Annotated in this window: 14 protein-coding genes; 5 read left to right on the top strand and 9 right to left on the bottom strand. The window is 40.3% G+C overall.

Going from position 1 to position 12,081, the window contains the following annotated elements; translation table 11 throughout:
• Positions 1 to 18 precede the first annotated feature (18 nt).
• From rpiB to JFU50_RS10930, 9 genes are all read right to left on the bottom strand, one after another.
• Positions 19 to 465: a ribose 5-phosphate isomerase B gene (rpiB, locus tag JFU50_RS10970; protein WP_053348478.1), complete on the bottom strand. Its 447-nt coding sequence runs from the start codon at positions 463 to 465 to the stop codon at positions 19 to 21.
• 125 nt (positions 466 to 590) lie between these two features.
• Complete coding sequence (locus tag JFU50_RS10965) at positions 591 to 1,880, bottom strand: methyl-accepting chemotaxis protein (RefSeq protein WP_201222601.1); 1,290 nt, start codon at positions 1,878 to 1,880, stop codon at positions 591 to 593.
• Positions 1,881 to 1,903: 23 nt separating this feature from the next.
• Positions 1,904 to 2,347, bottom strand: coding sequence for a low molecular weight protein arginine phosphatase (locus JFU50_RS10960; protein ID WP_201187486.1), 444 nt, complete (start codon positions 2,345 to 2,347; stop codon positions 1,904 to 1,906).
• A 257-nt stretch (positions 2,348 to 2,604) separates the two neighbouring features.
• Positions 2,605 to 3,171, bottom strand: a complete 567-nt coding sequence (locus JFU50_RS10955; protein ID WP_053348475.1) for a manganese efflux pump MntP — start codon at positions 3,169 to 3,171, stop codon at positions 2,605 to 2,607.
• 75 nt (positions 3,172 to 3,246) lie between these two features.
• Positions 3,247 to 4,296 (bottom strand): L-threonylcarbamoyladenylate synthase, encoded by a 1,050-nt coding sequence (locus JFU50_RS10950; protein WP_201222600.1) that lies wholly within the window; start codon positions 4,294 to 4,296, stop codon positions 3,247 to 3,249.
• Positions 4,297 to 4,589: 293 nt separating this feature from the next.
• A complete protein-coding gene (gene spoIIR, locus JFU50_RS10945; RefSeq protein WP_201222599.1) occupies positions 4,590 to 5,528 on the bottom strand; it encodes a stage II sporulation protein R in 939 nt (312 codons plus the stop codon).
• Positions 5,529 to 5,689: 161 nt separating this feature from the next.
• Complete coding sequence (gene prmC, locus JFU50_RS10940) at positions 5,690 to 6,559, bottom strand: peptide chain release factor N(5)-glutamine methyltransferase (RefSeq protein ID WP_274607087.1); 870 nt, start codon at positions 6,557 to 6,559, stop codon at positions 5,690 to 5,692.
• Positions 6,552 to 7,622 (bottom strand): peptide chain release factor 1, encoded by a 1,071-nt coding sequence (gene prfA / locus JFU50_RS10935; RefSeq protein WP_053348858.1) that lies wholly within the window; start codon positions 7,620 to 7,622, stop codon positions 6,552 to 6,554. The genes prmC and prfA overlap by 8 nt, the downstream gene beginning before the upstream one ends.
• A gap of 156 nt (positions 7,623 to 7,778) precedes the next feature.
• Positions 7,779 to 8,234 carry a hypothetical protein gene (locus JFU50_RS10930; RefSeq protein ID WP_201222597.1) on the bottom strand — a complete coding sequence of 152 codons (456 nt, stop codon included), beginning with the start codon at positions 8,232 to 8,234 and terminating at the stop codon, positions 7,779 to 7,781.
• A 347-nt stretch (positions 8,235 to 8,581) separates the two neighbouring features.
• Between JFU50_RS10930 and JFU50_RS10925 the strand changes: the two genes are divergently transcribed.
• From JFU50_RS10925 to JFU50_RS10905, 5 genes are read left to right on the top strand one after another with little or no spacing between them, the layout of a single operon-like run.
• Complete coding sequence (locus JFU50_RS10925) at positions 8,582 to 8,884, top strand: urease subunit gamma (RefSeq protein WP_053348471.1); 303 nt, start codon at positions 8,582 to 8,584, stop codon at positions 8,882 to 8,884.
• Positions 8,885 to 8,901: 17 nt separating this feature from the next.
• Positions 8,902 to 9,225, top strand: coding sequence for an urease subunit beta (locus tag JFU50_RS10920; protein ID WP_053348470.1), 324 nt, complete (start codon positions 8,902 to 8,904; stop codon positions 9,223 to 9,225).
• A complete protein-coding gene (ureC, locus tag JFU50_RS10915) occupies positions 9,222 to 10,934 on the top strand; it encodes an urease subunit alpha (RefSeq protein ID WP_201222595.1) in 1,713 nt (570 codons plus the stop codon). Before JFU50_RS10920 ends, ureC begins: the two co-directional genes overlap by 4 nt.
• Before the next feature lie 11 nt (positions 10,935 to 10,945).
• Positions 10,946 to 11,401 (top strand): urease accessory protein UreE, encoded by a 456-nt coding sequence (gene ureE, locus JFU50_RS10910; RefSeq protein WP_053348468.1) that lies wholly within the window; start codon positions 10,946 to 10,948, stop codon positions 11,399 to 11,401.
• Entirely contained in the window at positions 11,394 to 12,080 is a 687-nt protein-coding gene (locus JFU50_RS10905; RefSeq protein WP_201222593.1) for an urease accessory protein UreF, read from the top strand. Before ureE ends, JFU50_RS10905 begins: the two co-directional genes overlap by 8 nt.
• The last annotated feature ends 1 nt before the right edge of the window (position 12,081 follow it).

The following is a 12,081-nucleotide window of genomic DNA, read 5'->3' as shown; positions in this document are numbered from 1 at the left end:
GCATTCTAGTGATTTAAATTAGGAGTGTTTTCCTTCATACTCCGCTATCTTACCAATCCTGTTTTCATGACGGCCGCCTTCAAATTCTGATGTCAACCATGTTTGGGCAATTTCCCTGGCAAGCCCAGGACCAATTACACGTTCCCCCATCGCCAACATATTGCTGTCATTATGCTGACGAGTCAATTTCGCACTATACACATCATGAACCAATGCACAACGTATCCCTTTAACCTTATTCGCTGCAATGCTCATTCCAATACCTGTACCGCATATTAGTATTCCACGATCAAACTCACCCTGCGCTACTTTTTCGGCAACTGGCAAAGCATAATCCGGATAATCCACGGATGTACTACATTCACAGCCAAAATCCTCAAATGGAATATTTAACTCATTCATTAAATTCTTTATTTCTTCACGGATTTGAATACCACCATGATCCGATGCAATTGCAACTTTCATCAAAATCCTCCTCTAGCTGTTTTTATTTGATTTTATTGTGTCACAAAATTGTGAAAAGATAAAGTGAAGCTATAGGTTTCCGCCCATATAGAAACAGGAAACCTACACTGGTTTCCTGTAAAAATTTAAGTATGAAAGCGTGTAATGGTCTGTTTCAATTTATCTGCTTGCTCTTTAAGCTCCATAGCCAATTTTTTTACGTTTTCCATAACCTTTGCTTGTTCATGAGTCGTAGCCGTTACTTCTTCCGCTCCAGCAGATGTTTCTTCTGCAATAGCAGCCACTTCTTGAGATTGCCTTGATGTTTCTTCAACACTTTCCATTTGACGATCAACAAGCTCAGTAATATCTTTTACCGCAGCGGCAACATTATGTACTGTTTTTGTCATTCCTTCTATCGCTATATCCGTATTAGTACCTTTTTGGGCTTCTTTATTTGCCAAGATGACCTGTTCGCCAATTTGTTTAACAACAGCCTGTACCTCAACCTGAATATTTTGAATCAAACTTGAAATGCCTTGAACAGCTTTAGCGCTCTCATCAGCTAACAGACGGACTTCTTCCGCCACAACAGCAAATCCTTTCCCATTTTCTCCTGCTCGTGCAGCTTCAATGGAGGCATTCAATGCAAGCAGGTTCGTTTGTGCTGCAATATCGCCGACAAGCTCAATGATTTGTTCTACCTTTTTCGCATTTCCCTCTAAACGCTTGACTGTTTTTAGGGACTGTTGGTTTTCTTCAGCCAATTGTTTAATGCCGAAAACTAAGGAATTAACTACTTCTTTACTCTGAGAAAGCTCTGCAGCCATTTCACTGGATATAACAACAGATGCCTTCGCTTTATTTTGAACCTGTTGGGCAATCATGATGACATCATCAATAGATTCAGCCGTATTCATGATGGAAACAGCCGAGGTATCAGCACCTTTGGATATTTCCTCAATGGTTCTAGCAATGTTTTCTGCCTGTTCCGATGCTTTTGAGGATTCTTGAGAAATATGGATGACCTTGTTATTGGTCTCTTGGAAATTTTCTTCAATACTTTGCACCATTTCCCGCAGGTTAAAAAGCATATGGTTAAAAGCTGTGCCTAATGATCGAATCTCATCATCCGTCTTAGATAAAACTACTTCTTCGTTAATACTTCCCTGGGCCGTACTTAACGCCACTTTTTCTAATCTTTGCAGGGGTTTAGTAATAAGACTGGCTGCAAAAAACGCAAGAATTCCAGACCACAATATGCCTAATAGCAGTGTCCCGACACTAAAACTTATCGAACTCATGTTTTTAAAAAACATTGGATGGACCACGAAAATAAAAAATGCCGAGGCTGAATAAGTGATTAAAGCAAGGACTGTGATAAAGATAACTAATTTTTTTCGTAACCCAAACTTATATTGAGTTCTTTCCGCCATTCTTTCCCCCCCTGTAGATTTGTTTACTTTTCCAGACTTTTTACTAATTCTTCTATTAAATCTTGAAGCTCCCTGAACGTTTCTCGATAAAGGTCTTCCGGGCCACCAAACGGATCTATTATGTCTCTATCATGTTTATCGTCATTAACAAATTCTTTTAAAGTAAAAGTTTTATCAATAATATGGGGGAATGTACTCATAATGGCCGCTTTATGCCCTTCCGTCATGGTAAAAATATGAGTAGCCCAATCTATTTCCTTCTCAGATAAAGGTGTTGAGGAATGATTATGTGATATGTTATTTTCAACTAATACACTTTTAGCATGCATTGAAGCGTCTTGGCCAGCTGAAGCATATACGCCAGCAGATCTCACTTCGATACCTATAATATTCTTGTTTTTTAAAATTGCTTCTGCCATGGGGCTTCTGCACGTGTTACCGGTACATACAAATAATACTCGGATCATTTTAACGTCCTCCTTTTTTATCCATTATAAGCTATTGCCCCATTTTTAATAGTCAAAATAAAAGCACTCTTATTATTAAAATATCATAATAAATTCACTTCAAACAAAAAAATTAAGTCTATTTCGTAAACCCTTTATCCTATAAGATAAAACCATCTTTCTTCCCCTTTTTCCGCAGTGAAATGTTTAAAAGAGAAAAATAAAAACCGCCCCGGTAATTCGGAACAGTTGAGGAAGGACATATGAAATTAGGTGCATCAAAAGGAGAATAATAGTTTTAGACCAAACGCACACAGAATACTACCACCAAGGATCTCACTGTAAACCCCCAGTAACCCCTGCATCTTTCTCCCCAGCAAAAGTCCCGCCCAGGTTAAAAAAGTGGCAGCCATTCCAAAACAGAGAATGGTCAAAATCGTTTTAGCTCCATAAATCCCTAGCGTTAACCCTACCGAAAAACTATCCAGACTTACCCCTAGAGCAAATATAAACAGACCTTTTCCGATAGGAGCGAGCATCTTATTATCTCTATTTCCAGCTTCTCCCCTTTTACCGGGAATAAACATCTGGATGCCCAAAATTAACAGCAATAGACCGCCAGCGTATGTAGCAAATGTTCCGAATTTATCAGAAATGAAACGACCTGCCCCCATACCTAGCAAGGGCATCCAAATATGAAAAAAGCCTACAGTTAGCCCTATAAAAAGGATTTGCCTTAACCTTAGCTTAAACATCCCCATTCCAAGGCCGACAGAAAAGGCATCCATACCCAACGCAAAAGCCATTAGCAATAAGGTGATGATTTCTCCAGCGAATGTATTCATTCCATACCTCCCTCGGACGTACCTACTACATGTTATGCATGTCCGAAAAGAAATAGAAGAATAAATCAGTTCTTATTACGCATGTTCTTCTATGATTTGATGACCTGCAGCCTTCTCGAGCCGGTTCATAACCGCAACCCCTATACCAGACTCAGGAAACATTTCGCTAAAAATGATATCGACATCAAGTACATCAAATTGTCGTAAAGCATCATATAGCCCTGCTGCAACTGTATGTAAATCCGCTAATGATCCAGGAGCAACAATATAATCCGCCTTATATTCTCGTTGATGTTCAGTAGGTGTTATCACACCGACTTTTAACCCATCACCTCTTTTTTCATCCACAAGCTTCTGAAGGAAAGCTTGATTACCCTTTACTAAAAAAAGAGGGGCTTTCGGTGCATAGTGGGTATATTTCATACCCGGAGCTTTTGGTGCTGCATCCTTATGTTTCAAGGCAGCGTCTTGTCTAACTGTTCCAATGACTGCTTCCAGTTGTTCAACTGTCACGCCACCCGGTCTTAAAATAACAGGCACTTCCTCCGTGCAATCAAGCACGGTAGATTCAACGCCTACACCTGTGGTCCCACCATCGACGATGCCCGCAATCCGGCCCATTAAATCATCCACAACATGTTTAGCTGATGTGGGGCTTGGTTTCCCAGAGGTATTTGCACTTGGAGCAGCAATAGGCAGATTACTTGCTTGAATAAGACCTAGGGCAACCTGATGATCTGGCATCCTCACCGCGACTGTGTCTAAACCCGCCGTCACTAGGTTTGATAGCTGCCCTGGTTTCCGTTTCATAATCAATGTTAAAGGACCCGGCCAAAATTCCGCTATAAGTTTCCTTGCCTGTACCGGAATCTCTGCAACAATATCTTTCAACTGTTCTTCAGTAGCTATATGAACAATTAAAGGGTTATCACTCGGACGCCCCTTCGCTTCAAACACTTTTTTGACAGCCTCGTCACTTTTAGCATTAGCTCCCAGCCCATATACGGTCTCCGTTGGAAAAGCAACCACTTGATCAGCCTTTAATAATTCAGCTGATTGTGTAATTTGGGGATAACTTTGTAAATTATCCACATTTTTATCCACTAACCAAATTTTCGTTTTCATCGTAAACACCTTCACCTTTTAACATTACTTATTTTATATAATTGCTTTTATATGAACGATATTTCAGTCTTATCGTACTATTATTTCTTAAAATATACTTTGAAAGTATAAAAGAAGTATACACATAATTCAAGTGTTATCCACAAATTGTGGATAATTGTAACGAAACGGTGGATAACTTTGTGGATATTATGGATTATTGACAGACTTTTTCGATATTTTGTTAATAACTCTGTGGATATGTATTATTACATTTATCTAATCGTAAAAAAACGAGGGCAGATGCCCTCACTTTAAAAAATCTCATTGAAAATTTCTGCAAATAAGGACTTCACTTCCACCTCGGGTTCCTTTTCCCCTTCATATAATTGTTGACCTCGGTCAGTAGATGCCGTCAAATTATCGCTTGTATCTTCAACGTTCTCTTCGATAACTTTCTGTGTCACTTCTTCCTTAACCTTTTCTTCTGTCACTTCCTCTTTTACACTTTCCTCTATAACTTCTTCTTTAACTTTTTCCTCTGGCGCTTCCTCTTTTACACTTTCCTCTATAACTTCTTCTTTAATCTTTTCCTCTGGCGCTTCCTCTTTTACACTTTCCTCTATAACTTCTTCTTTAACCTTTTCCTCTGGCACAACTTTCTCTTCATTCGTTGCAGCATATGCCTTCCCTTTTGAAGTCACTGATTCTTCATCTTCATCCTCGACAATTGGACTTTGGCTTACAGCTGTCCCATTTGAAAAATCCAGGAAACATAATGGAGGAAATAACACACACCACCAATTAGCCCCTTCCCCTTCACCAAGTGTGATAATCACCGCTTCATAATCACCTGCAGGATATAAATACTGACCATAAAGCTTTGTCGGGAATTCCGCCTGTCCAAAATCGACGTTGACTGACTGTTCCAAACCATTTTCCCTCACTACTGCCTCCGCTGTTGCTTGGATATCTGGTAAATGCGAAGTAATCACTTCCCTCGCCTCATCCAAAGAGGTAAGCTCCTGAACCCACTTCGTAATATCTTCATTTACTTTATCTCTAATCAGGCGCTTAACAGCTTGATCCTCTTCTGTATCACTATTAGCAAGTATTCGCAGACGAATTGCTTCATCCGGAATCACCATAGTTTCTTCCGCACTGACCGCCTCCGCTTTAGGCATATATATACTTACAATTGTTCCTATTGTTAAGATTAATAGATAGATAATGGCTAAATGTTTAGTTTTCATCGCCCTCGCCCCCTCACACAAATTAGTCTCGCCAATTTTCCGTTATCTTAAACTAGTAAAAGTAAAAAAGAGGATAACTAAAAATATAGATTCTAAAAGGTATATTGGGTGAAGCACGTTACATTCCAAACAAAAAAAATCCGTCTCACATATGAGACGAATCATTTTAATACAGCAAAGACCATTCGATCCTTTTTGTTAATGTCATTTTCAATGGACACTTCTGCCGCAGGAAATGTCCGCTTTAAGAGACCAGCAACTGCCTGACCCTGTCCAGTGCCTACCTCAAAGCCAATCAGTCCCGGTACTTTCATAACAAGTGGCAATTGTTCCATAAATCGGCGATAGAAGTCTAAACCATCGACACCAGCGAATAACGCACGATGTGGTTCATGATCAGTTACGACCACTGACATGGATTTTTGATCATCATTTGGTATATAAGGAGGATTCGATAAAAGGATGTCCACCTGATTGTTCTGCTTAATGAATGGCTGCAGCAAATCGCCTTGCACAAACTGTACCTCAGCTCCAAGTAACTTGGCATTCTTTCTCGCTACCTCAAGTGATGGATCTGCTATATCCGTGGCTGTCACCAGCAAGCCTGTTTCTTCAAGCTTCATCGTAATTGCAATCGCACCGCTGCCCGTCCCAATATCCGCTAAGCTTAGCTTCTGTCCCTTCGTAAAAATGTTAGGGAGCTTGCGAAGTGTATAATAAATTAATTCTTCTGTTTCAGGTCTTGGAATCAACACTTCTTCATTAACAAGGAAGGCCCGTCCATAAAATTCTTCACTGCCTGTAATATATTGAACAGGGGTCCCATCAACATGTAGCTCAACAGCGGACTTAAATTGTTCTAACTCCTCTTTACTGAGTTCATAATGGAGATTGGCTAATAGCTGGGAGCGAGTTTGCTTTAAATAATGCTGCAACAAAATTTCTCCTGCATTAGCATCCCGATCATTTTCCTTTAAAAAAGAAGAAGCCCATTTAAGGACTTCGAATACTTTCATTACAGAATTATTCATCTGCATTTTCCAGTCTTGAAGATTGATCTTCCATGATTAAGGCATCCACGACATCATCCAGCTTACCTTCCATAATTTGATCCAGCTTTTGAATCGTTAAGCCGATACGATGGTCGGTAACACGGTTTTGCGGGAAGTTATACGTACGAATCCGTTCTGAACGATCACCCGTTCCAACGGCAAGCTTCCTGTTTTGGTCATATTCCGCCTGTACTTCGCGATGAATTTTGTCATACACACGGGCACGCAAAACTTTCATTGCTTTTTCTTTGTTCTTGATTTGTGATTTTTCATCCTGACAAGATACAACGGTATTTGTTGGAATATGCGTCAATCGCACCGCTGACATTGTGGTGTTAACACTCTGTCCTCCCGGGCCACTCGATGCAAAGGTATCTACTCGAACATCCTTATCATGGATTTCAACTTCCACTTCCTCAGCTTCCGGTAAAACGGCAACCGTAGCCGTGGACGTATGAATCCGTCCGCCTGATTCAGTTTCAGGTACACGCTGCACGCGATGGGCTCCATTTTCGAATTTCAACTTTGAATATGCACCGTTACCATTAATCATGAAAATGATTTCCTTATAACCACCAAGCCCTGTAGGACTTGATTCAATAACTTCAGTCCTCCAGCCTTGCACCTCAGCAAAACGGCTGTACATACGGTATAGACTACCTGCAAATAAGGCCGCTTCATCTCCGCCTGCCGCTCCGCGGATCTCCATGATTACGTTTTTATCATCGTTAGGGTCTTTTGGAATAAGCAATATTTTCAGCTTATCTTCAAGACCCTGTATGGTCTCTTCAAGTTCATTAATCTCTTCTTTAACCATTTCACGCATATCCGCATCAAGTTTGTCTTCAAGCATCGCCTTGGCTTCCTGGAGTTGCTCACGAACTGCTTTATACTCTTTATACGTTGAAGCCGTCTCCTGAATACTGGATTGCTCCTTAGAATATTCCCTTAGCTTCTTTGAATCATTAATGATTTCAGGGTCACTCAATAGTTCATTCAATCTTTCATATCTATCTTCTACTGCCTGCAGTCGATCAAACAAATTATTCACCTCATAAATTTTCCAAAACATCTACATGAAACGAGTTGGAAGTAATCCATCCTTTTTAACTATAAATAAGTGCCCCAACCGAGTTCACTTCTAGCTTAATTATAGTATAGGTGAATAATCAACGTCAAAGAGGATTCAAAAATGTGGTTATTTCTTTAATTTAACATCTATATTATATTGGGGAACAACCCTGGTTATCATGTCTTGAATTCGCTGCTTTTCCTCATTTCTTTCTTCATCCGTCTTGATTTCACCTTTATCATGGACCGTAACATGTATGGTATTGCCATTAAACCATACGGAGCCTGCATCATAATTAGTTTCCGATTTAATGATTGATCGGATTTTATCTATTTCCTGCCCCATGGATGGAGAATTATTGGATGTATGATGCGGAGTGTTGAGGAGTTGATCTGATGGCCGTTCCGCTTCATTGTCCCAATCATTATTAGATACACGTTTTAAACTTTTGCCAACAAAATCTTTGCCATCCCGGGATTGATCCCCATATTCCGAATCATTATTTATTGCATTGTCATTTTGACTGCATGCTGTTAGTGCAGCAAGAAGAAAAGCAGTCATAAAAATCAGTATTGATTTCATATTTTTTCCCTCCATTTTGGTTAAGTTTATAAAGAGCGGTTCCTCTTCAGCTTTCCCAAAATGAAGCTAAATGTATCTTTTATTTCTCTTCCCTCTTTTTTACAAAATGCTCGACTTTATCTTAATGGTTAAAGTTTATTGCAAATGTCAACATTTTGAATAATTTATTTTTAGTTCAAACCGCATTGCGTTAAACTTCATCTTAAAATCTTTGTATGTTAAAATCCTTTTGAAAGGATTATCTACATGGATTTAGGAGAAAATGAATAAAGGGTAATAATTAGCTCCCCTTTCTTCCAAATAGGGAGTTTTTTTATTGTTTGTAATTACAACAGGAGGATTCAACTATGCATTTATTGCCGCGGGAAATCGACAAGCTTATGATAGTGGTGGCAGCGGATCTTGCGAAGCGCCGAAAAGACAGAGGATTAAAGTTAAATCATCCGGAGGCTGTCGCCCTCATCACTTATGAGGTAATGGAAGGGGCAAGAGACGGGAAAACTGTAGCCCAACTTATGGAGTACGGGGCTTCCATTTTGACACAAGAAGATGTCATGGAAGGAATACCTGAAATGATAGATGATATTCAGGTTGAAGCAACTTTTCCAGATGGAACGAAATTGGTGACTGTCCACAGCCCGATACGATAAATAGGAGGGATAGCTATATGTTGCCAGGAGAATACATTTTAAAAGAAGAAGAGATTATTTGTAATGAAGGAAGAGAAGTATTCACCATTTCTGTTACTAACACCGGCGACCGCCCTATTCAGGTCGGATCACATTTTCATTTCTACGAAGTAAATGAAGCACTCCAATTTAATAGGAAGAAAGCTTACGGAAAGCGATTAAATGTCCCTGCTGGAGCGGCTGTTCGTTTTGAACCCGGGGATGAAAAAGAAATACAGCTTCTAAATTTTGCAGGAGAACGGCGTATATACGGGTTCAATAATAAAGTAGACGGCAAATTAGAAAGTGAGGATGAATCATGAGCTTTAAAATGTCCCGAAAACAATATGCTGAAATGTATGGACCAACTACTGGTGACTCTATCCGCCTTGCTGACACAGATTTGTTTATTCAAATTGAAAAAGATTACACTACATACGGAGAAGAAGTTGTCTTTGGCGGCGGAAAAGTCATTCGGGACGGCATGGGCCAGCACCCCCTTGCAACTCGTAAAGACGGTGTGGCAGATACCGTTATAACGAACGTAGTAATTTTAGATTACACAGGAATTTGTAAAGCAGACCTAGCCATTCGAGATGGTAAAATTTTCGGAATTGGTAAAAGCGGAAATCCACTCGTTATGGACAATGTGGATATTATTATTGGCGCATCTACAGAAATAATCGCCGGTGAAGGTTTGATTGTGACAGCTGGTGCCATCGATACCCACGTTCATTTTATTAATCCGGAACAAGTACAGGTAGCACTAACATCTGGAACAACAACATTAATCGGGGGCGGTACAGGTCCTGCAGCTGGATCTAAGGCAACTACGGTTACTCCGGGTGAATGGAATATTCACCGCATGCTTGAAGCTGCTGAAGGCCTCCCTATAAATATTGGATTTACAGGTAAAGGACATGCTGCTTCCACTGAACCCTTAACCGAGCAAGTTAGAGCTGGAGTTATCGGATTAAAAGTTCATGAAGACTGGGGAGCTACTGGTTCATCCCTTGACTACGCACTACAGGTAGCAGACGAATTTGACATTCAAGTTGCCCTGCACGCAGATACATTAAATGAAAGCGGATTTATGGAAAATACCATGGCCGCAGTAAAAGACCGAGTTCTTCACATGTACCATACTGAAGGCGCAGGCGGTGGCCATGCACCTGATTTAATCAAATCAGCAGGTTACCATAACATTCTGCCTTCATCAACGAACCCCACCCTCCCTTATACCGTTAATACTATCGACGAACACCTTGATATGGTCATGGTTTGCCATCATTTAAATCCTTCTGTTCCAGAAGACATCGCTTTTGCAGATTCTAGAATAAGAAGGGAAACAATTGCAGCAGAAGATATCCTTCACGACATGGGCGTATTTAGCATGGTAAGCTCTGATGCCCAAGCAATGGGCCGGGTAGGAGAAGTCGTTCTACGCACATGGCAAGTAGCAGACAAAATGAAAAAACAAAGAGGCATCCTGTTTGGAGATAGCAAACATGCCGACAACAACCGGGCTAAGCGCTATATCGCCAAATACACTATTAATCCAGCCATTACACATGGGATTTCAGAGCATGTTGGTTCTATTGAAGTTGGAAAATTGGCAGATTTAGTCCTCTGGTCTCCAAAGTTTTTTGGCGTGAAGCCAGAAATGGTGCTTAAAAACGGTCTTGCGGTTACTGGGTTAATGGGTGATGCCAATGCATCTATCCCGACACCACAGCCGTATATTTATCGTCCAATGTACGCTCAGTTTGGAAAGGCCTTAGCAAAAAGTTCGGTTACTTTCATTTCTCAAGCAGCCTACGATGATGGTGTTCATGAAAAACTTGGACTACATAAAATGATTCTACCTGTTGGCGGAATTCGGACTCTAACTAAGAAAGATATGAAATTAAATGCTGAAACACCTGATATTACAGTTGATCCGCAAACATATGAAGTAAAAGTAAATGGAGAACTCCTGACATGCGAGCCAGTTGATACGGTGCCAATGGGTCAGCGATATTTCCTATTCTGAGGTGAAAAGTATTGATTATAGAAAAAGTTGTCACTAACTTAGAAAAGATGGATACAAACGAAATTAAAAAGCGTCATATAGAAAAAGTGTACTTGGAAAGCGCACATTTAATGAAGCGCATTCAACGGGTCAAAACGGATCACGGCAATGAGCTTGGTATTCGCTTAAAAGAGCATCGAGACCTTTTAGCTGGAGATGTATTATACATGGATGATAAAAATATGATCGTCATAGATGTGCTATCAGATGATTTACTTGTTATCTCCCCTCGAAGCATAAAAGAAATGGGTACAATCGCCCATCAACTTGGCAACCGTCACCTCCCTGCTCAATTTGAAGAAGATGATATGTTGGTCCAATATGACTATTTGGTTGAGGAATTACTTCAAGAACTCGGAATTCCTTTTAAACGGGAAGAACGAAAAGTGAAACAAGCGTTCCGTCATATAGGCCACAGTCATGAATAACAATATTCTCTCTTTGTTTCAGCTATGCGACTCTAATTTACCTACCGGCGCTTTCAGCCATTCTTTCGGCCTGGAGAGTTATATACAAGAAGATCAAGTTAAGGACCAGAAGACATTTTTCCAGTGGCTTAAAGTGTATTTACATGAGCAGCTCATCTACTCAGATGGGCTTGCCTCTCGTCTCGTTTATGAAGCTCTTATGGATGAGGATATTCAAGAAATATGGAACCTGGATCGGCTATTAACTGTCCAAAACTTGCCGAGGGAAACGCGGGAAGGAACACAAATGATTGGGGATCGAATGCTAAAACTCACAGAATCGCTATACGGCATGCCAATCCTCTCACAATATAGAGCGGAAATTAAGAGAAAGAGTTCATTCGGCCATCCCGCTATTGTATTTTCGATGGTAGCACATGGACTTGGGGTAACAAAACCAGACACCATCCTCTACTATTTGTATTCTGCTATTTCCAGCCAAGTTCAAAATGCGGTACGAGCCATTCCTCTTGGACAAACAGCAGGCCAAACAATTACTCACAACTTTATACCAGAATTAACACAGGCTGTGGAAAGAATTCTGCAACTAACGAAAGATGATTTTGGCATCGTTTCTCCTGGTATTGAACTCTCTCAAATGAAACATGAGCGCGTTAACATTCGAATATTTATGTCTTAAT

It is taken from the genome of Peribacillus sp. TH14 (genome assembly GCF_016651145.1).
Lineage (GTDB): Bacteria > Bacillota > Bacilli > Bacillales > DSM-1321 > Peribacillus > Peribacillus butanolivorans.
Note: the sequence above shows the minus strand (reverse complement) of the source record. Positions and strands in the feature narration are given on the sequence as shown.